Source organism: Leptothoe sp. EHU-05/26/07-4 (assembly GCF_043421015.1).
Taxonomy (GTDB): domain Bacteria; phylum Cyanobacteriota; class Cyanobacteriia; order Phormidesmidales; family Phormidesmidaceae; genus Leptothoe; species Leptothoe turfae.
Window position 1 is genome coordinate 328,107 of sequence record NZ_JAXSQV010000007.1, and the last position, 20,958, is coordinate 349,064.

General features: G+C 48.6%; 19 protein-coding genes. 9 read left to right on the top strand and 10 right to left on the bottom strand.

From position 1 onward, the window contains the following. Window positions 1-23: 23 nt before the first annotated feature. On the top strand, window positions 24-1,610 hold the full coding sequence (locus tag U2F10_RS25960) for a M16 family metallopeptidase (RefSeq protein WP_499057093.1): 1,587 nt from the start codon (window positions 24-26) through the stop codon (window positions 1,608-1,610). Window positions 1,611-1,750: 140 nt separating this feature from the next. Continuing rightward, window positions 1,751-3,232, top strand: coding sequence for a M16 family metallopeptidase (locus U2F10_RS25965; RefSeq protein ID WP_499873709.1), 1,482 nt, complete (start codon window positions 1,751-1,753; stop codon window positions 3,230-3,232). Window positions 3,233-3,287: 55 nt separating this feature from the next. Here U2F10_RS25965 and U2F10_RS25970 read toward each other — a convergent pair whose 3' ends face one another. Beyond that, window positions 3,288-4,622 carry a TrkH family potassium uptake protein gene (locus tag U2F10_RS25970; RefSeq protein ID WP_163661189.1) on the bottom strand — a complete coding sequence of 445 codons (1,335 nt, stop codon included), beginning with the start codon at window positions 4,620-4,622 and terminating at the stop codon, window positions 3,288-3,290. A gap of 251 nt (window positions 4,623-4,873) precedes the next feature. Then, window positions 4,874-6,115, bottom strand: a complete 1,242-nt coding sequence (locus tag U2F10_RS25975) for a DUF3747 domain-containing protein (RefSeq protein ID WP_163661187.1) — start codon at window positions 6,113-6,115, stop codon at window positions 4,874-4,876. 358 nt (window positions 6,116-6,473) lie between these two features. On the opposite strand from U2F10_RS25975, the gene U2F10_RS25980 reads away from it, so the two are divergent. After that, the gene (locus tag U2F10_RS25980) at window positions 6,474-7,118 is read left to right on the top strand and encodes a pentapeptide repeat-containing protein (protein ID WP_163661185.1); all 645 of its coding nucleotides are present in this window, start codon (window positions 6,474-6,476) and stop codon (window positions 7,116-7,118) included. 143 nt (window positions 7,119-7,261) lie between these two features. Here U2F10_RS25980 and U2F10_RS25985 read toward each other — a convergent pair whose 3' ends face one another. Continuing rightward, a complete protein-coding gene (locus U2F10_RS25985) occupies window positions 7,262-7,540 on the bottom strand; it encodes a DUF2470 domain-containing protein (RefSeq protein WP_163661183.1) in 279 nt (92 codons plus the stop codon). A gap of 131 nt (window positions 7,541-7,671) precedes the next feature. Here U2F10_RS25985 and U2F10_RS25990 point away from each other — a divergent pair, with 131 nt between their 5' ends. After that, window positions 7,672-8,121: a DUF8632 family protein gene (locus U2F10_RS25990; RefSeq protein ID WP_499867990.1), complete on the top strand. Its 450-nt coding sequence runs from the start codon at window positions 7,672-7,674 to the stop codon at window positions 8,119-8,121. 55 nt (window positions 8,122-8,176) lie between these two features. Next, the gene (locus U2F10_RS25995; protein ID WP_006517251.1) at window positions 8,177-8,419 is read left to right on the top strand and encodes a 2Fe-2S iron-sulfur cluster-binding protein; all 243 of its coding nucleotides are present in this window, start codon (window positions 8,177-8,179) and stop codon (window positions 8,417-8,419) included. A 94-nt stretch (window positions 8,420-8,513) separates the two neighbouring features. On the opposite strand, the gene U2F10_RS26000 is transcribed toward U2F10_RS25995, so the two are convergent. Then, window positions 8,514-9,689, bottom strand: coding sequence for a septal ring lytic transglycosylase RlpA family protein (locus U2F10_RS26000; RefSeq protein WP_250566020.1), 1,176 nt, complete (start codon window positions 9,687-9,689; stop codon window positions 8,514-8,516). A gap of 388 nt (window positions 9,690-10,077) precedes the next feature. Here U2F10_RS26000 and U2F10_RS26005 point away from each other — a divergent pair, with 388 nt between their 5' ends. Beyond that, complete coding sequence (locus U2F10_RS26005) at window positions 10,078-10,932, top strand: M28 family peptidase (RefSeq protein WP_499873710.1); 855 nt, start codon at window positions 10,078-10,080, stop codon at window positions 10,930-10,932. Between the two features lie 24 nt (window positions 10,933-10,956). On the opposite strand, the gene sbcD is transcribed toward U2F10_RS26005, so the two are convergent. The 4 genes from sbcD to cysH form a co-directional block, all read right to left on the bottom strand. Continuing rightward, the gene (gene sbcD / locus U2F10_RS26010; protein ID WP_499873711.1) at window positions 10,957-12,261 is read right to left on the bottom strand and encodes an exonuclease subunit SbcD; all 1,305 of its coding nucleotides are present in this window, start codon (window positions 12,259-12,261) and stop codon (window positions 10,957-10,959) included. Window positions 12,262-12,331: 70 nt separating this feature from the next. Beyond that, entirely contained in the window at window positions 12,332-13,780 is a 1,449-nt protein-coding gene (locus U2F10_RS26015; RefSeq protein ID WP_163661177.1) for an aminotransferase class I/II-fold pyridoxal phosphate-dependent enzyme, read from the bottom strand. Between the two features lie 38 nt (window positions 13,781-13,818). Beyond that, window positions 13,819-15,396 carry a D-Ala-D-Ala carboxypeptidase family metallohydrolase gene (locus U2F10_RS26020; protein ID WP_499057082.1) on the bottom strand — a complete coding sequence of 526 codons (1,578 nt, stop codon included), beginning with the start codon at window positions 15,394-15,396 and terminating at the stop codon, window positions 13,819-13,821. A 204-nt stretch (window positions 15,397-15,600) separates the two neighbouring features. Then, entirely contained in the window at window positions 15,601-16,347 is a 747-nt protein-coding gene (gene cysH / locus U2F10_RS26025) for a phosphoadenosine phosphosulfate reductase (protein ID WP_250564736.1), read from the bottom strand. Between the two features lie 159 nt (window positions 16,348-16,506). On the opposite strand from cysH, the gene U2F10_RS26030 reads away from it, so the two are divergent. The 3 genes from U2F10_RS26030 (at window position 16,507) to U2F10_RS26040 (ending at window position 19,221) form a co-directional block, all read left to right on the top strand. Continuing rightward, window positions 16,507-16,803 carry a glutaredoxin family protein gene (locus U2F10_RS26030; RefSeq protein WP_499873712.1) on the top strand — a complete coding sequence of 99 codons (297 nt, stop codon included), beginning with the start codon at window positions 16,507-16,509 and terminating at the stop codon, window positions 16,801-16,803. A 29-nt stretch (window positions 16,804-16,832) separates the two neighbouring features. Continuing rightward, the gene (locus tag U2F10_RS26035) at window positions 16,833-18,335 is read left to right on the top strand and encodes a UDP-N-acetylmuramoyl-L-alanyl-D-glutamate--2,6-diaminopimelate ligase (protein ID WP_499873714.1); all 1,503 of its coding nucleotides are present in this window, start codon (window positions 16,833-16,835) and stop codon (window positions 18,333-18,335) included. Window positions 18,336-18,477: 142 nt separating this feature from the next. Then, window positions 18,478-19,221 carry a sensor histidine kinase gene (locus U2F10_RS26040; RefSeq protein WP_499873715.1) on the top strand — a complete coding sequence of 248 codons (744 nt, stop codon included), beginning with the start codon at window positions 18,478-18,480 and terminating at the stop codon, window positions 19,219-19,221. Between the two features lie 72 nt (window positions 19,222-19,293). Here the strand turns inward: U2F10_RS26040 and xseB are convergent, their stop codons facing one another. Together xseB and xseA are read right to left on the bottom strand one after the other, a co-directional pair. Continuing rightward, window positions 19,294-19,521, bottom strand: coding sequence for an exodeoxyribonuclease VII small subunit (xseB, locus tag U2F10_RS26045; RefSeq protein ID WP_163661167.1), 228 nt, complete (start codon window positions 19,519-19,521; stop codon window positions 19,294-19,296). Window positions 19,522-19,611: 90 nt separating this feature from the next. Beyond that, window positions 19,612-20,844, bottom strand: a complete 1,233-nt coding sequence (gene xseA, locus U2F10_RS26050; RefSeq protein WP_163661165.1) for an exodeoxyribonuclease VII large subunit — start codon at window positions 20,842-20,844, stop codon at window positions 19,612-19,614. Window positions 20,845-20,958 lie beyond the last annotated feature (114 nt).

Genomic DNA, 20,958 nt, shown 5'->3' on the forward strand with positions numbered 1-20,958 from the left:
ACGGTATTTTGCGCTGAGGTGCTATGGGCGTAATTCCGTTGGCTAAGCCAAAGGTGACGTTTCTATGGACAGCCGCTCTGGCTGTTTTGTTATGGGTGGGACTGGGTGAACCGGCTTGGGCTCAGGTCTCGGGGATATCTGGCCAAGAGCAACTCGCGGTTGAGGCCGAGCCAGAAAGCTCTATTCAGCCTTATCTTGATCGCGTGGCCAATGACGTTAGCGAGTTTACGCTTGATAACGGCATGAAGTTTATCGTGTTGGAGCGTCATCAGGCTCCAGTGGTGTCGATGATGCTCTATGCCAAGGTGGGGGCGGTTAATGAGGAAGATGGTCATACCGGTGTTGCCCATTATCTGGAGCACTTAGCGTTCAAAGGCACAACTCAAATTGGTACCAAGGACTACTCGGCAGAAGCACCGCTGCTACAGGAGATGGATGTGGTCTTTGATCAGCTGATGGCGGCTGAGAAATCAGGTGATGAAGAAAAAACGGCGACGTTGCGATCGCAGTTCGATACCCTTCAATCTCAGGCTGCAGAATACGTTGAACAAAATAAGTTTGGCCAAATTATCGAGCAGTCTGGTGGTCGTGGTCTGAATGCCACCACCTCTGCCGATGCCACCCGTTACTTCTATAGCCTGCCCTCAAATAAGTTAGAGCTGTGGATGTCTTTGGAATCAGAACGCTTCATTGATCCTGTATTCCGTGAATTTTACAAAGAAAAAGAAGTCATCCTGGAAGAGCGCCGCATGCGGGTGGACAACTCCCCCATCGGCCAAATCGTTGAAAAGTTCTTAGAAGTTGCGTTTGACCAGCATCCGTACCGTCGTCCGGTCATTGGCTATAAGGAAGACCTGCGCTTAGCCACTCGCGAAGATATCGCCAAGTTTTTTGATGCTTATTATGGACCGAGCAATTTGATTGCTGCTGTGGTGGGGGATGTTGACCCTGATAATGTCAAGGCTCTAGCCACCGCCTATTTTGGTCGCACTCAATCCCGTAGCCTCCCTCCCGAAGTCGGCATACAAGAACCACCTCAGACAGAGCCTAAATCCTTTGAACTGAAGCTACCCAGTCAACCCTGGTATTTAGAAGGCTTCCATCGTCCTGGTATTAATCATTCTGACCATGTGGTTTATGCCATGATTGAGAGCATTTTGGTAGGGGGGCGCACCTCACGCATGTATCAAGACATGGTGGTGCAATCCCAAGTAGCTCTGAATATTGGCAGCGCCAATGGATTCCCTGGTGATCGCTACGACAATATTCTCTTGCTCTATGGCCTGACGGCTCCTGGTCATACCGTTGATGATATGGCTGAGCGGATGGATGTTTTGCTTACTCAAATAAAGCAAGAACCCGTGACCCCTGAGGAATTAGACCGGGTGAAAACTCAAGCTAGAGCTTCTCTGTTGCGCAATCTGGATTCCAATGCCGGTATGGCGAGCCTGTTGACTGAATACGAAGCTAAAACCAATGACTGGCGTAATGTATTTGAAGAATTAAAAGCCATTGAAGCGGTTACAGCTGAAGATGTGCAGCGTGTAGCTCAAGCAACCTTTGTGCCGAGTAATCGCACCGTTGGTAAACTGCTATCGACGGAGCCATAGCAGCCGGAATATAGAAGCCAGAAGATAGGAACGAGAACAAATTCTTCTCTACCTATCTTTTCTTTTACTTTCTTCTAGTCTTTAGCTAAGCATCTTCACAACGGTTCTCTCTTGCCAACTGCCCATTCTCCTTAAACCCTATGTTCTGGTTTTCTAAGCGTCGTCTGACCACAAGCTTCTTTCTGGCCATGGCTACTCTTGGCTTGGTTCTCACCCTGGGGTGGAGCAAGCCCGCCAATGCTGTGACGGCGCACCACTACACTGATCTAGAATTTGAACCCCTCAGCGAAATTCAAATTCCTGAGTTTGAACGCTATGAACTGCCTAATGGCCTGGTTGTGTACCTCATGGAGAAACATGACCTCCCTTTAGTAAGCGGTTCAGCAACGTTTAGGGCTGGGGAATTTATGGAGCCTGAGGGCAAAACCGGCCTAGCCAGCATTATGGGAGAATCCATGCGGGTAGGGGGAACAGTTAACTATACTCCTGATCAACTCAATCAATTTTTAGAACAGCGGGCGGCATCGGTTGAGAGTAGTCTGAGTGCGACTACGGGGAGTGCTAGCTTTAGCGCTCTGAGTGAGGATCTAGCCGACGTATTTGCAATTTTTTCAGAGGTGATCCAGCAGCCAGCCTTTGCCCCAGAAAAAATTGACCTAATTAAAAGTCAGTACCGTGGCAGCATTGCTCGCCGTAATGATGACCCAGATGATGTCACTACCCGTGAGTTTCGCAAATTAATTTACGGTGATGAAAGTCCCTTTGCTCGCATGGTGGAGTACAGCGACATTGAGAATATTTCACGGGATGACGTTATTGACTTTTATCAAACAGCTATTCAGCCTAGCGGCACAATTTTAGGTATCAGCGGCGATTTTGATGCTACTCAGATGAAGGTGCTGATTGAAGAGTTCTTTGCTGACTGGTCACCCTCAGCTAGGGCAAAGGCTAATGTGCAAGTGCCTCATGTAGAGCAGCAAACCAATGGTCTATATGTGGTAGATCAGCCCCAGCTCACCCAGAGTTATATTCACATTGGTCATTTGGGGGGTCGTTTAGATAGCCCTGACCATGCCCCGATGGTCATTCTCAATGAAGTGCTAAACGGCTTTGGTGGCCGCCTGTTTAATGATATTCGCTCGCGTCAGGGGCTGGCCTACGTGGTTTATGCCTTCTGGAGCCCGCGCTATGATTACCCTGGCTTGTTTATTGGCGGTGGTCAAACTCGGTCTGAGACGACGGTACCTTTTATTGAAACCATGTATAGGGAAATTCAGCGGGTACGTCAGGAGCCGATTAAGGCTGAGGAATTGCAATATGCCAAAGATGCAGTGCTCAATAGCTTTGTGTTTAACTTTGCAACTCCGGAGCAAACGCTGTCGCGGCTGATTCGCTATGAGTACTACGGCTATCCATCCGATTTTGTCTTTGAGTTTCAAAAGGCAGTAGAGTCGACAACAATTGAGCAGGTGCTAGAAGCGGCTCAACGTAATTTGAAGCCCAGTGATTTGGTGACCATCGTGGTGGGCAATATTGATGCCATTGACCCTTCTTTAGGGACCTTAGCAGAGGAGGTCAAAATTACTCCGATCGATATTTCTATCCCGGAGTCATCGGCATAGAAGGACTCTTTATTGCCCATGCTTCATTGCTCATATAGAGAATGTCTGAGGAGTACTAGCCCACTAACAGATCTTCTTCGGGGTAGTGTATTGTGCTGGGTCTGGGATCCCCCAAAAGGGCAGACATGAGTAATAAAATGCCTACTCGGCCAATGTACATGGTGACAATGATGACCAACTGGCCGAGGGTGGATAGCTGAGCTGTAATGCCTGTGGATAGCCCTACGGTGGCAAAAGCGGACACTGTTTCAAATAGCAGGTCGATAAATTCGATGCCTGGGTCTGTTAGCGACAGCAGAATGGTCACCATGACCACCGTCATGCCTGATGCAACAACAACACCAACGGCTTTAAGCACCCGCTTATCAGGGATTTCCCGCTGATAGGCCAGGACTTCATCTTCACCTTTGAGGACGGTGCGGGTGCAGTTGAGCAAAATGCGTATTGTGGTGGTCTTGATGCCGCCACCAGTACTGCCGGGACTAGCGCCGATGAACATAAGTGCGATCGCAATAAACAACGAACTCGTCTCCATGGCCCCAATATCAATGGAGTTAAACCCAGCGGTTCGCATAATTACTGATTGGAAGCCCGCCTCCAGCAATTTCATATTCAAAGGCTCGCCACGCAGAGTAGCAGGATTGCTAAACTCCACAGCAAAAAAGGCCAGGGTTCCTAAAATTAAAAGCACTATGGAGGTACTCGTGACTACCTTGAAGTGGAGTGAGAAAACCTGGTGCTGACGTTTGCGGCGGATGCGATCGCGTACCCAAATAAACATCTCCATAATCACCTGGTAACCAATACCGCCAATAATCACCAAGCCAGCAATCACCCCATTAATCCAAGGAGACCGAGCATATTGCACCAGACTGTCAGAAAATAGGCTAAACCCCGCATTATTAAAGGCGCTGATGCTATGAAAGATAGATAGCCACAGACTTTGTCCTGCACCATAATCATTGGCAAAGCGAGGCAGTAGTGAAAAGGCCCCGCTCAGCTCAAAAATCATGGTCATGGCGATAATTGATTTGATCAGGGATGCCGCAGATGATAATTCAGTCGTGTCCAACGATTGTTGAATGGCCAGCCGATCTTTGAGACCTAAACGTCGCCCCAATAACAGCAGTAGCAACGTGGTTGCCGTCATGTATCCCAGACCACCCAGCTGTATCAGCAGTAAAATGATGCCTTGGCCGAGAGGTGAAAAATAGGAGCCCGTATCCACCACAATCAGGCCTGTGACACACACCGCTGATGTCGCCGTGAACAGGGCCACGATAGGGTCATTCCATTCACCATTGGCTGTTGCAAAGGGCAGCATTAGTAACAGTGTGCCAACGGTGATCACCGTCAAAAAGCCGACACATACAGTCCTTGAAACGGTCATTGGTGGTTTACTCGCATAGTCCTAATTTAGGATGGTCCCTGCTGATTGTGGAGCAATCGGTGTATTAGCCCAATCTGCCAATACCTAAATTACATATCGGTCAATTTTATGATGCTGTCTTCTTTCAATGGAGATGATTTTGCAATATTCCCTTGGAAAATAAGCAAGAAGGAGGCAATTCTCCATGAGAACAACCCCCTTCCATAGGCCTGTATTGATCAAGTGACCGCAGTTATCGGTCAACGTTGAATTTAGTTAGTGCAATCTACCAGGCGCACAACAGCAGTGGCTGCATAGTTGCGAAGGGCATCAGTATTAGGTGCAAACGCTGTGCCACTCTCATTTACAGGGCTGGCAATGCCACAATAGGCTGAGAGGTTAGAAATCACACTATCAGCCCAGTGACCTTCAGTATCAGAGAACGCAAAGGCCTGTTGTGTGGGCGTTAAAGCAGTTCCCTGACCAAGGGTGCGCTTGCGATACTCAGCCGCTCTACGCAGCACAGCCATCATCTCGGCCCGAGTTACTTCATCGCTGGGCCTGAAGGTACCTTCAGGGTCGCCGCTGACAATGCCACTTTGGCTAGCAAATTGGATTTTTGCAGCACTCCAGCGATCTTGAGGAACGTCGGAGAAGGGAGAGCTAGTAACCTGACTGGGCAGGGCAATAGAGATATTGTCCTGGGCATCCAGTGCTTCAATCACCATGGAGACAAGCTGTTCACGGGTCAGGGCATTACGAGGACGGAAGGTGCCATCCTGGAAGCCGGCAATGAAGCCGATTTCTACTGCACGATTAATCTGTGATGCGTAGACATCGTTCGTGACATCGCGAAAAGCGACTTCTGTCGGTGTGTCAGGATCAGGCGTAGTAGGTGTCCCAGGGTCGGTAACTACGGGGCCACCCCCTTCTACTAGCGACGCTAGGCTGGCATCGTTAGTTAGATACAAGTGTCCTAGTTGACGCCCTTCAAGGGTGCGACGGGTGAGACGCCAGCCAGGATTGAGAAAGACTTTGGTAAACCCATTTTCTGCTTGGCCAAAGGTACGACCAAGGTTGATGGGATCTGCATTGCGATAAGGATTAGTGGGGAAACTGCTAGGTCTACCAACCAAAATATACTCGCCATCTGCTTCCCTGATCTCCAGGTTAAAACGGCTGCCAGCCTCGCCATCACTAGTGCGAATGGAGTAACCATTACTGTCGGTGCTACGTCCACAGATGCCACTGAAGTCAAAGTTAAGCAATAGTGGTTCGATTTGAGTGGGTTGTGAGCCAGACTCACTCCAACACTGACGCTCATCGGTTCTCTGTTCGATGATCATGAATTGGGGGCGACCCAGCAGACCACCGCCAGGAGCGGCCACGAGTACAAAGTCTTCTTGATCAACTTCAACATTGCCAAAAGACTGGGCATCTACGCGGGTAGTCGCTCCAAGAATAGTTAGGGTCGCTGCGGTGGCAGCAGCGATAGCTAAGCGTAGTGGATTCATTGTTGATTTCTTGAAAGTATGAAGCAGGACCTGATTTGAATGTTGCCCGATGGGCATAAAGACGTGACGTTACGGTAATTTTTCTTGATGGAAGCTTTAATTTAAAAACTTCAGATGTTAACCCGATATTTTTAACCCTAAGGACTAACCCAGCACTCAAAGCCGTGATTTTGGCTTTTTTAGGCTTACCCTTAGGCTTTCAGGAACGTAATAAAGACCGTTTCCTTCGTGTCGAAGCCGCACGGCGAACCATATGCTTCTACATGGGTAAGTGCCATTACGGAAACTAGACCACAAACTTGCCTTTGTTATGTTGAATTTGACACGATAGAACTGCTGTGTAAGGAGCTCCTCAAGAATGCAACCGATGGTTCTAGGAATAACCCAGTGGCTATGGCATTGCAGACTTCATCCGGTCGCTTTAGCGGGCGTCACACTATTGACCATGATGTTTGTTCAGAGTCCAATCGCCCAAGCCTTGGATGAAAATGATCTCAAACGCTTGCTTGAAACGAATGAATGCCCTGGTTGCAACTTAGAACAGGCTGATTTAAGACGCTTAGATCTGACAGGTGCCAATCTGGAAGGTGCCAACTTGAGAGACGCTAATTTGTTCTATGCAGTTTTAGATGGCGCTAATCTCAAAGGGGCCGATCTGAGCCAGAGTAACTTGGCGTATGTCAGAGCCCTGACTATCCTAACAGAGGCCACCGATAGTGAAGGCAACTTCCTCGAATTTCCAGCCCAATTTGTAGGTGCTGACCTGGAGGGGGCTCTACTAAACTATGCTGACTTTTCTGGTGCTGAAATGATGGAAGCTAATTTTTTAGATGCTTACATCAATAAGACTCAATTCGTAGGAGCTCAACTACAGCATTCCAACTTTGTGGGGGTTATCCACGATGTTGATCTGACAGGGGCTAATCTCTGTGGTGCGACCTACTGGGGAGGCATTGACTATAGACGTGCTTGTAATGTGCCCGTACCTGATTTGGTAGAGTAGGCGAGGCCTTTTGATAAATGGACAAGGAGATTTTGAGTTTTGAATTTCCAAGTTTTGAGTTGTAGACCATCGCCAATGATGTCTTTACTGAACTGTAGCTCACTCAAAATTAAGAACTCAAAACTCAAAATTTCTAAACCTGGCTAGTCTTGCTTCACTTTTTTGAGCATTTCTACGAGAACATGGTGGGCGTCCTTGGCATCGGCTAAGGGACGCTCAAAGCTAACACGTACGGGCGTGTTTTGGCCGTTTACCGTGGCATCTAGATCCATGCCAGTGGTGTCAATGGCTGTCATGGTGGCCGCTGTTGCAGCGGTGGCATCGCCAAACTTTTGGGCGTAGATTAGCACTGCATCGGCGTGATCATCATTCATGTGCTTACAGATGCGATCGCTGACAGTTGACGTAATTGCTTCAGCCATAGAATTTTCCTGAAAAATTTCCTACACTACTGTTCTAAATCATAGGCGGGTCTTCAACATGATTGTTTTGTAATAACAATTCATGGCATTGTTAGAGACGTTATAGAACTTGTTTCTTTGCGCTCAGGCAGTTGATAGTATCCTCATCTCCCCCGCCCGGCAGCGAGCATCCTTGGCCAACGGGGCATATTTTTCAGAGCCCTGGGGCCCATCTCACCTATCGTGTTATCGGTCCCTGTTGCCGATTATTTGACCGTGAACAATTGCCTTGGCCTTGTTGTCGTCTACAGTGGCGTGGCAAAGAGCCGAGTTGGCGACGCATTGGTCGACGCTTCATTGTGGATCTAGCGACTAGGCGTCATCCATCCTACTGTGTTGAGATTGTGGGCCAAGGATATCGTGCCCAACCCATTGTGGTGACTCTCTACATGAGTCTTTTATCTAGGGAGATGCAGAACTGGTGGCACACCAAGCGGCGCTATTTAGAATCAGGAACCACCGATGCTGGCTCGTTAGAGAAGGCCAATTCATCTAAAGAGACGATACCTATGCAAGTCAGGAGTGCTCAACCCGCTCCATAAATCTTGCGATAGGATTGTTAATGTCTCTCCTAGCAATTCATATTGACGGACGGTTATGAGTATTGAGGTTCATTTCTTGCCCGATAACGTCACCGTTTCGGCCAATCCAGGAGAACCTATTTTACAAGTTGCAGAACGTGCTGGAGTTACCATACCCACTGGATGCTTGATGGGCTCATGTCATGCCTGTGAAGTTGATGTGGAAGGTCAAGAAGAACCGATCTGTGCCTGTATCTCTGCTGTTCCAGCGACCCAGTCTCCCTATGTTATTAATCTCTATGTAGATCCCACCTGGTAAGTAGCCACCACTTGGTAATCCCTCATCCACCAGGTGGCAGCTAGTAATCAAGACTATGGGTGACAGACAGCTACTCTGTTAGTGCTTTTGGCGCTCACTCTAAGAGTACAGCTTCATAAGGAATGACGCCGACCTTGTCGCTGCCCAAACATTGGGCAGCTGCCTTAGATAAATCCAAGGAACGTTTACCAATGTAAGGTCCTCGATCGTTAATGCGCACAACCACTGTCCGATTATTGTTCAAATTACGGACTTGCAGAATGGTATTGAACGGTAAGGATTTGTGGGCTGCGGTCAAAGTATTTTGATCAAAGGTCTCTCCATTGGCCGTTAAGCGACCATGGAAATAGGGGCCATACCAAGATGCAATGCCATTGAGCTCTTGTTCAGAAGGCTTTAATCCCTTAAACATTAACTGAATTGTGCCAGCGTCTAACGGGGCTGCACCCATTTTCTGACGCAGGTGGTCGCTCCAAGCAATGGCTGCCCATTCGTTGCTTAATGCCAAGGCACTATCTACAGAAACATCGTCCCTATTCTCCTGGGTTAGTATCTTCAGCAAGATGTCACTGCTTAAACGAATGGCGGGTTGAGGGCTACCTAAAACAGGTGCTATTTCATGAGGATTGATGGGCTCATCGACCAGCATTGCTTGCAGGCTCTGGGCCACCTGCTCAGTGTCGTTTGTGCTGTTGACTGCGCCAATGACATTCCCTCGCAGTAAAACCTGTAACGTCGCAGTGCCCTGAGGGGCGGCGTAAGGAATATCAACACACTGCTGCAATTCCTGTCTAGGCATCACTGGGGTTGGACTTTCCGGTTCTGCAACCACTGGATTAGTAGTGGTGCTAGTGGATGAATTCTGGCTAGCTTGCGTTTTGCCAAACTCAGGAGTTTGCGCTGCTATGGAAGGAATATCTGATGATGAGGTTGTACTGGCAGCCTCAATTTGTGATAAAGGATTGCTGAGGGAGCTAGTTGCAAATGCTTGCTCAAGAGATTCAGCCCCATAGGCTAAATTTAGAGGCTCCAACAGTTGAAAGGACCTATCAGGCAGTAGGGTTTTAATTTGGTCGGAGTCGGTCGGTAATGCTTCAGCGAAGACGTGTGACTGTTGGCGAACTTGCTGAGGTAATAATACAGCTAGGGTTTCGAGCAAACCCGAAGAAATGGTTGGTTTCTGTAGGGTGATTTGATTAGTTCGGCTTACACCATTAGTAAGCGCGGGCGCTGAAGATACGGTTACTTCAAGAACCGGTACATCAAACATAAAAGAGCTTACAGATGAACACTTTACTAAAGAACCAGCTCCCAGACCTGGTGTGAAACCGTAATTTCAACATAGACGGTAGCTGGTGCCAGAAAAAATTAGGAAATAACTCTACCCTCTGGCCAGGTATTGTATCTAAAATTACAGTCCGTTCAGTATACAGTCTGTTCTTAGTATTAATACTTTCTGTCATCGACTCATTAATAACTGAAAAGGCAATATCAGGAAAAATGAACGGGTGAAGAACTAGGTCTGTTGGGAATTGCCATGAAATTAGATACCAATATTTTGCTTAAAAAAATAAGTAAAATTAATCTTTGCTGTCAATAAAATAGCTCATATTCATGAAAATCGGCTTGACAGGTAGAAATGGCAACTGAGGATAGGTATGGGGAATGATGGGGTTAGAGAACGATTAATTGCTCACCTTAAAGAGCTAATTCGTCAGCGAGATCCCTACATTGCCACGCAAGGTTATCACTATGCGCGGCACTACCTCCGCACCCAGTTAAGCCTATGTGGGGCTATCACTGTCATGGGTTTCAGGGTACAAGGTAAGGAGCATTTTAACTTCTGTCTTGACTTGCCGGGGTACCAACCGTCACGGGCACCTGTGGTTATTGGTGCCCACTACGACACAGTGCCTGGCTGCCCCGGTGCTGATGATAATGCCACTGGACTGGCTGTTTTATTGGAACTAGCGCGCCGATTCTCTTGCCAGCCGCCACGGCGACCTGTGCGTTTAGTGGCGTTTGATTTAGAAGAATATGGCTTGTTGGGTAGTAAAGCCTATGTAAAAGAACTGAATGGGCTGCCCATTCATCTCATGCTGTCTTTGGAGATGCTTGGATATTGTGTCAAACAGTCGGTATCTGACCAGCCAAGCCAGGCTTACCCTTTAGAATCTTTGAAGTACATCTACCCCAAGACAGGAGACTTTATTGCTCTCATCGGTAATTGGCAGGCGCTGCCTCAGTTGTGGCGATTGAATCGGTCTTTAAATGTAGCGGGCGTTGACTGCGCTTGGTTGCCCATGATGAATCGAGGATTGCCTTTGCCTATGACCCGTCGCAGTGATCATGCTCCCTTTTGGGATGCTGGTTATAACGCCATCATGGTGACGGATACAGCTGATTTACGTAATCCTCACTACCACGCTGCAACAGACACCTTTGAAACGTTGGATCTAGAGTTTTTGACCCAGGTTTGTCTGGGGTTGGGGCAATGCATTGCTCAACTGTAATGATTGAATGTGATGATTGGACATCTATAGCAGTCTGAGCTGCTGATTTTGTAGCTCATCAATGGCTACAGCCTCTGTGTCCACAGCCTCCAGATCTACTGAATCTGGGTGATGTTTATCATCATTGAGTAATGTTTGGGCCGCTAGCAGCATGTCGTCGGCCAACTCAGTCAAGTCGTCACGATTGGCTAAATAGGTTTGCAGAGCGCCCAGGGGGTCACGGCTGTTGTCCGATGTGAGCTCGGGTAGACGAGGGCGGGTGAGTTGGCTAACGAGCTCGGGATGAATGGTGTAGGAATGGGTATGGGACAACGCCTGATGTAGGGCAGTATGGTCAATTTGATCAATTTGAGCCGGGTTTAATTTATAGGCTAAACGTACAACGGCGTCGGCAATGTCAGTGTTGGCTAGCTTGTCTTCCAGATGTTGTTGGGGGGTGTCTGTTTTGGAAAGATCAATATTTAAGGTTTTAAAGGCACGTACGGGCAAAGGGCAGAACTCGATCGACGTTTGCCCAGGATGTATGTCTGCTAGTACGAATCCTTTGTCTTCTTTTTCTTCGCTAAAGTCTACCCGTTCAATGCTGCCTGGGTAGACTACCAAAGGTTCTTGGCAAAGGATTTGATGCTTGTGCACGTGACCGAGGGCGACATAGTCAAAACAGGGACGAGCTAGCAGTGCCATGGGCACGGTAAAGCCTTTACCAACAGCTAAAAACTTTTCAGCACCATAGCGAGCGGTATCCGTCATCAGGTGTGCTAACAGAATGCTGGGAATGTTGGGAGCTAGCTGACGAATCTCTCCTTCTAAGGCAACTCGTAAACGGTCAAGCATGAGCTCATTGACATCACCTAGGGATAATCCTTCGGTTTCGGGACGGGTGAGTAGGGTGGAATGGGTAAGCCAGGGCAGGGTGACCACCTGAATAGGCCCTGCCTGGGTCTCAATGCGGTGAGTGGTTAAACTGTCGCCGACAATAATGTCAGGGACTCCCAAAGTGCGATAAATGCAGAGACTGGCACCGCCCATTCCTTGGGAATGCTGGTCGTGGTTGCCGACTAACAACACAGTCGGAATATGGGCATGGACTAATCGCTGAAACTGTTGTGCAAAGGCTTGCTGCACTATAGGGGGTGGTGTGGCATCTGGAAAAGCATCGCCGCCGAACAGGACTAGATCGACGGGGTCACTGAGAGCTCGATCAATGCAGCGACTGAGGGTGGTAACAAAATCTTCTAAACGGGTATTTAGTCCAGTTTCGGGGTTAATGTGCCCATGGCTAAAGCCACTACCCATATGGATATCTGAGAGATGGAGAACCTTAACCATGGGGGGTGTGACTAAGACGTGCGATCGCTATCAGTATCTTTGTCCTAGTTCAGAACGTCAAGGGTTACAGCTATAGTTCTGCCTGAGTTGTGTGATAGCTGTCTATATCAGCAAATAACTTATCGATGTGTTCGTTGGTGGTAAACGGGTTGAGTAAAACTGCCTTGAGCCATCGCTGGCCTCGATATACTGGCAAAGATAAGCAGGTATTGCCTTGTTTTAAAAGCCACTGTTGCAGCGAGTGATTCCACTGGTCTTGCTTTTCGATGGGCACGGTGTTGGGTTCTGAGCGAAAACAGATCAGGTTCATTTGCGGCTCGCTGGCCAGAGTCAGAAAGGGGCGTTCTTTCACAGCTGAGGTAAAGGTTTGGGTTAATGCATAGTTGTGGTCAATGATGGCACTGTAGCCGTTTCGACCAATGTGCTGCAGTGATAGCCAAAGCTTAAGAATGTCAGGATGGCGGGTTCCTTGCACCGTCAGTTCTCCTAGATTTGGCCAGTCGTTGTGATCGTTCATGTAAGGGGCTAATACTCGAAAATACTCCTGGAGCTGATCGAATTGACGAAACATGACGATGGCGCAGGTTTTCGCCACATACAGCCACTTTTGTGGGTTAAAGGTGACTGAGTTGGCCTGTTCGATGCCTGCTAGCTGAGATTGATGACGATCTGAAAACATCAGCGCTCCGCCATAGGCTGCATCCACATGAAACCAAAGTTGGTGCAGATTGGCGATATGGGCCATTTCTGCAATGGGGTCGATGCTGCCTGTGACGGTTGTGCCAGCGGTGGCAACAATGGCAAAGGGCTGCTGACCATTGGCCTTGGCTTGGATGAGCTTAGTTTTTAGATCGGTGATGTCAATTTGAGAATTCTGATGGGTGGCTACAGGAATTGCAGCTTTAGTGCCTAAACCCATGACCATGGCTGCCTTTTTAAACGAAGTGTGGGCGACTTCTGAGACGAAGAAAACGGGCTGTTTTACTTGCGTAATGCCATGGTCGAGAGCATTGAAGGCTGCATTCCGTGCCACGATGAGAGCCTGTAGATTGGCAAGACTGCCGCCGCTCACCAAAACACCGTTGGCTTGAGGACCCAGACCAAACAACTGGGCCACTTGCTTTAAAACAAGAATTTCTAACCGGGAGAAAACGGGCGACATTTCCACACTCAACATATTGTTGTTGAGGGCAGCCACCAGCAGATCGGCAATCACTGACATGGTGGATGGAATGGAGTCCATGTGGCTGATGTAGCCTGGATGGGCGGCATTCATGGAGTGGTGGAGGTGAGTTTGGACTTCTATCAAGAGCTGTTGAACATCCACGGACGCCTTGGCTAATTTGGCCCAGCCATAATCCTCTGTAAGCAAAGGCTCAGGCAACGGAGAACGCTCCGTTGCCTGAGCCATGGTTTCAACCAGTAGATCGACTACTTGATGTAAGAGAGTTGCGATCGCATCCCGATTTTTTCCATCAGGACGAATAAATGCCGTTGTCGGCAAGGCCGAAAAATCCACCGTATCAGTTGTTTATTGAAGGTGCTTTACCAGGGTAATCAATAAACCCACCGAACACGCGGTTTACCTGGTCGCATCCCTAGATGGACAAATCCTTTTTTGGCACCGTAGCCAATACTGTGGGGATATTGTTGGTCACACCAAGCCTCCACCTCATAGACGCTAACGTTTTTGATGTAGAAATCCACCGCACCCGTATCTGGCGCATCGTATAGGTGCTCAGACCGTCGAGCACCACCCACTTTGGCATTAATGCTGGGAGGACGATAACCTGAGGTGATCACCAGTGGATTACCCCCAAAGTAGTCACGGCATTTCTCAAGGAACACCGCGATCTCATAGGCTGTCTTGCACTGAAAACCATGCCGAAAGCGTCGTGATTCCTCATAAAGTGCAAATTCTCCATAGGTTATATGGGGAGTAATTAGCGTGTCAAAGGACATCTCTGGGGTCAGTCCCGCACCGACGGGCTGCTTTCCAGCGACATCGCGAACAATACGATCTAACCGTTCTTCTGGTTTGCGATCGCCTGCTTCACCCGCTTCATCATGGTCATCGTCCCAGTTGGGTGCCGCTGAGGTCACCTTTTTGCAGAACAAAGCCGCCTCTGCTAAACGACGGCGACGCAGACCTTCTTCGACCGATGTGCCCGGATTTCTGTACTTCACAAATTGGGCTTCTATCCAGCGATGATCATTCCACTGCTCGGGAGAATCACAGACGCGTGTAATGGATTCAAAATTATAGCCGCGATAAAAACCAGAACCCAGGTTATAGGCAAAGCTATAAAGCGCCCCACGCTGGTTGATATTCATACGGTTCCATGTGGGAATTTTCTCTAAGGCTTTGCGGCAGGACTTATCCACATGGTCGATGAGATATTCTTCTGCTTGATCCTTGTTAATAATGTCACCTTGCTTGACGGGAACACCGTCAGGATAGCGAGTAGTGCCATAGCCAATAGTAGGCAGTGCCCAGCCCTTGAGCGGATCGGCATAGGCTTGAGCCCGACCATCCGATAGCGCCTTAGCGTAGCCCTCAAACTCCTTGATTAACTCAATGCCAGCTCGAGGAAGTTTGCCCAGCAGGGAGTCCGATGGACGTTCAGGGTTAGGAACCTGAGGCGGCTTAGGTTTACCAATAGTTTGACCACTGACAGGCACCGCAATAACACCCAGCTGGTCGATCCATCGTCCACTTTGGCCATAAAAGCCAACAACCTGGTGGTTTGCGGGAACCTCTAAATCAATAACCGTATTGGATTGTTTACCAAAGAGGATGTTGCGCCCTTGGTTGGTAATAAACTCTATAGAACCGACATAACGGCTGCCTGTCAGTCTAACGTTAGTAATATATTCGTTGGCATTCAGAACGAAGGATTGAAGCGTTGATCCGTCTCCGCCACGGGCAGGGTGCTCATAATGTTCCCAAATCATTTGGACTTGGTCGACATACCGACCGACCCGTACTCTAACTTCGACGGGGTTTGCCTGCTGGGCAAAAATCTGATCACTGCCTGCGGGAGGCCAATTGATATCTGAGAAAGCTTTGCCACCACCGCCACCTGCGGATGAGCTCCGCCAGAGTTTTCCGACTAAAGTACTTGAGGTTTCCATAAGTGTATGCCTGTTCTACGTAGATGTTAGCCCGTGGATTTTTGGATGTGTCTGGGCTGAAATATCAGTTAGCTATGGCTTTTACAACACTACATGGCTGAAAAATTTCGGAATACATAAAGATTTATCCACATGGGGGCGATCTATGAAACAACCCTATATGGACAAACTATGAGTCTATCTATTGCTAGTTAATGAATAGTTCTATGTATGAATGCCGCATTCAGTTTTGATACTGCCGCGCCAACGACCGGCACGCTCATCTTCGCCAGCGTGCACCTTAGTGGTTAATGGCTGATCGCCAATGCTGGTGTAACCCTGATCATGTAGCGGATTGTATAAGATGCCATGGGCAAAGGTGTATCGCCACAAATCTTTGTGTGTCCAGTGGGCCAGGGGATTAATCTTGATGCGTCCAGCCTGATCACGCTCCAAAAAGGGCATGTTTTTCCGTGTGGCTGACTGATCGCGACGACGGCCAGTAATCCAGGCTTGGACAGAAAGCTCATCGAAGGCCCGTTCCATGGGTTTTACCTTGGTTAAGTCGTGAAATCGATTAACATCTTTTTCCCACAGACGATCGCCATAGAGAGCAATAAACTCCTCACGGTTGGCGGCTGTTTTATAGGTATGGAGCTTGAGGTTATAAAGGGACCGTGCTTGCTCGGCAGTTGTTAGGGTTTCTGGGAAAAGATGGAGTGTATCGAGAAAAATAACGGGAATCTCTGCCTTGAGCTCGTGATAAAGCATGTGGGTCACCGCCAGCATGCTAAAGGACGTCATCTGAACCAGATTAGGAACCGTGGCGATAGCCCATGCCAAAATTTCTTGAGGACTCGCTGATTCAAATCGACGATTGAGTTCAGCTAAATCTAACTGACTGGGGTCAAACGTAATTCGTTCAACCGATTGCAAGTGCGTCAACGATTGCGCTTCTATGCAAGAAACCATTGCTGTAGATGGGGTTTCAACCCGTAAACAATCACTTGAGATATCTTATCGCAATAATCCCTCATAACCCACCGGGGAAATGTAGATTAATCCGATCAAATTAGGAGCGTTAACCGTAACGATCGAATCTTGCCCACATACCGTAGGAGAATAAAGGGTATGAAGAAGCTTATTTTTTACACAAAACCCGGTTGCCATCTCTGCGAAGGTTTAGAGGAAAAACTGGCTGAGTTGGATCATTTGCCGATCGAGGTTGAGTCCCGCGACATCACTCAGAATCCTGCTTGGTTTACGGAGTACCAGTATGAAATCCCGGTGCTGTGCCGTGTCATTAGTCATCCTGAAACGCCTGAATTAGACCAGGAACAGCCGTTGCCACGCCTATCGCCAAGAGCACCTGTGCGGCAATTAGAGAAAATGCTACAGACATATTTGGGTCCCTTTGATGCAGAATAGCGGCATTTAGGTTTAGAGAAGAGGTCTGTATGACGCTACGTGAGTTACTGGCACAATTGCCCCCTGAGTTATTGCCTACTATTGATCATCCAGCCTTGGATCAAACTGTGACTGGGGTGTGCACTAACTCAACAAATTGCCAACCGGGCAATTTATTTATTGGTATGCCGGGGACTCGCGTGGATGGTGGGGAGTTCTGGCCGGGTGCTTTGGAAAAGGGCGCGATCGCAGCCATCATCTCCCCCAGTGCCTTGCAAACGCAGCCTGCTACAGACCCATCAAATTTACTCATTCCCGTTCAAGATATGCCAAAGGCCTGCGGTGAGATCGCCGCTGCCTTTTATAACTATCCTGGTAAAACTCTCAAGCTGGTAGGGGTAACTGGCACCAATGGCAAAACCACCACCACCCATGTGATTGAGCATTTTCTAAATAGTGCTGATATGCCCACTGGGTTGCTTGGCACACTCTATACCCGCTGGCCCGGGCACCAAGAAACGGCTGTCCATACTACGCCGTTCCCCGTTGATTTACAGCGAGAGTTGGCCAACGTGGTTGGGGCAGGTTGTCAACACGCCATTATGGAAGTCAGCTCCCATGCACTGGCTCAAAAGCGAGTATGGGGGTGCCCCTTTGACGTGTCAGTGTTTACCAACCTCACCCAGGATCACCTCGACTATCACAAAAACTTAGACGACTATTTTGAAGCCAAGGCTCTCTTGTTTAACTCTGACTATTTAAAAGGTCGTGCCATCATTAATAGTCGAGATCCCTATGGCCAGAAACTGATTGACCGGCTTAGTGCTGACCAAGTTTGGACCTATAACATCGACGATACAGCGGCTGACCTCCATACGACAGATCTGCACTACAGTGCAGCAGGTGTGAGTGGCAATCTCTTTACGCCAGTGGGTTCAGCCCCATTTACGTCTCCCTTGGTGGGTCGGTTTAACCTTGAGAATCTGCTGGCAGCAGCCGGTGCTGTACTTCATCTTGGGGGGGCTGTAGAGTCTCTGGTTAATGCTCTGGCCACATTTAGCGGTGTGCCTGGTCGGATGGAGCGAGTGCAGGCTGACCCCAGTCAAGATATCAGCGTGATTGTGGACTATGCCCATACTCCCGATAGTTTGGAGAATGCTTTGCGGGCGGCCCGTCCGTTTATTTCAGGTCAGATGATTTGTGTATTTGGCTGTGGGGGTGATCGAGATCGCACCAAACGCCCTCAAATGGGACGAATTGCCTATGGGCTAGCTGACCGTGTTGTTGTCACGTCCGATAATCCCCGTACTGAAGATCCCCAGCAGATTCTGTCTGATGTGGTAGCTGGGATTGAGGCTGATTTAGGCGAGGATGAAGTGATTTGCGATCGCGCTACCGCTATTCAACGAGCTATTCTCTCTGCTCAGCCGGGGGATGGGGTATTAATTGCAGGTAAGGGGCATGAAAATTATCAAATTTTGGGTAACGAAAAAATTCATTTTGATGATCGCGAGCAGTCTCAACGAGCCCTCAAAATGCGTCTGACGTCTTAGTTAGAGATTTATTAGTTACGGTAGTAAAACTCCGTGCTAGTACGGAAAGTTAAGTGGAAATACCCATTTATCTAACATTCTCCTTAACTACCCTAGGAGCATAGATCATGATCTAATACGCCTGGGGCACTTTAGAGCCATTATGGACGCTTCTACGCTAAAGCCATCTCCATTAACTACGTCCTTTGTGGCATCGACAACACCCCCATGCACTTCAGAGGTTGACTCCCAGTTTCTTAAAACTGCTGCCCAAGAACTCAATAATCCAATTACAACCATTAAAACAGCGCTCACACTGCTTAATTCATCGAGCCTAAGACCAAAACAGCGTGAGCGTTATCTACATATGATTGGCCAAGCTTGCGATCGGCAAAGTCATCTGATTAATAGCGTGTTTAGGTTGCTAGAACTGCAGCTTACACCTCAGTCGATGGTGCTCGATAATGTGCAACTGTGGGATTTAGTTCCTGGCGTGGTCAGTACCTATCAACCTTTGGCCACAGAGTACAATATTTCATTGGCTTACACGGTATCGAGTCATTTGCCGTCTGTATTGGCGATTGAGTCCCATCTCAAACAGGTGCTGGTGAGTTTGCTAAGTAACAGCATTCGATTCACGGACACGGGGGGACGAATTTGGGTGACCGCTCAGCAGCGTCAGGATGGCAAAATTGCTTTGGTTGTTCAAGATAGTGGGTGTGGTATTCCGCCTTCAATGCTGTCCCAGGTGTTTGATTCGTTTTATCGCAACACATCTGAAGGTAGTGGTCTGGGGCTTACGCTGGTCCACCAGTTATTAACCCACTGTGGGGCTTCAATTTCTGTCAGCAGCACGCCTGGCAAAGGAACCGCATTTACAATTTTGCTAGCAGTTGCTCCTGATTAGTCCGATGAATACTCTAGACGCCTGAAACGCTAGCGTGTGATGAGGCTATGGATATTCGTAGAGAGCTCGTGTCTATTCGGATTCATCTGGCAGCAAGGTTTCGATCAATAGCTGAGCCTGCTGTTGTTTTTCTTGTAAAAAACTGTCGCATTTTTTCAATTCGGTGACGGCCTTCTCAAACTGCTCAAAAATATCAGCCAGGGGTAGATCGCCCGTTTCTAAATCAGTAATGATGGCCTCAACCTGTTCAACAGAGGCTTCGTAATTCCAATTGTTATCAGATTTTTTGGTTCTAGGCATAGTGAGTTAGTGGTAGCACTGACGGGATGATGAAATTCTGGTGGCCCTCATTTAATCGCATGACTTGCAAAGTTATGAGGATGAACAATCTCAAGATTTTGCTTCCTCAGTAACGCTGAGAACTTCTGCTTCGATTTGCCCCTGGCCAAGCTGGACAGAAATATGGTCGCCAGGGGAAAGGCTACTTGCTTGGTTAACCACACCTCCAGCTGTTGCTCGGACGAGTGCATAACCCCGTCGCAAAACAGCTGCTGGATCTAGAGTGACGAGTTTTTCGTTGAGGAGCTGGTGTTGATGCTGTGCTGTTTGCAATCGCTGAGTTAGTGCTTTAATCAGTCGTTGGGTGCGCCAATCTTGGGCTTGCTGTGCTTGGGCTAACTGGCTTTGGGGCTGTAGTTGCTGTAGTCGTAGATAGAGCTGTTGTAGATCTTGCTTATGTTGAAAAAGCCGTGTGCCAGTGGCTTGAGCTAGTCGCTGGAGTTGCTGCCCTTGGGTGTAGCGTAAATCCCTCAGTGCTGGCACAATTTGTTCCGCAGCCGCTGTCGGTGTGTGGGCGTAAACGTCAGCGACTAAATCGGCCAGGGACTCATCCCGCTCATGGCCAATGCCCGTAATGACTGGGATTGGGCAGGTTGCGATCGCACGCACCACTCTCTCATCATCAAAACACACCAAATCCTCGACGGCACCCCCGCCCCGCCCAAGGAGTAAGACATCAGCTCGCCCATCAATGCCAACACGCTCAATGGCTTGAGCAATAGACCTAGGGGCCTGTTCCCCTTGCACCATGGCCGGTGACAACAGCACGTTTAAGCCAGGATGTCTCTGGTTCAAGGTTTCCTGAATATCACCCCAAGCTGCAGCCTGTGGGGAGGTGACCACGGCAATACAGGTTGGTAAAGCGGGTAGCGGTCGTTTACGCGCCTCATCAAACAAACCTTCCCTGGCTAGGCGATTGCGCAGTTGACGATAGCGCAATGCCTGAAGACCAGCACCAGCAGGCAATACCTGCCAGGTCGTTAACTGATAACTACCGCGTTTGGGATAAACCTTGAGCTGCCCCAGCACCACGACTTGTTCACCCACCGTGGGTATAACGTTGAGTTTGGGCAACTGACTACGCCAAACCACAGCGTTGAGTGTGGCCGACCCGTCAGTTTCTTGCAATGAGAAAAAACACCCACTCCCATGGTTTCGAGCACTAGAAACTTCGCCAATGACCCAAACATTGCGCAGGTTTTCATCCCCCTCCAGCAGCAGCTGAATATACTCGGTGACACCAGCCACACTAATCGCTTTAAAGTCCAACGCTTCCGTTGCCATCGATATTGCTAAACCTCCACAGCCCCCGATCTTAGTCTCTATGAAATGAGCACAAAACCTTTACCCTACTCCCTAGATTATTTGAGCAAATAAACGGTAATTTAATAGTACATT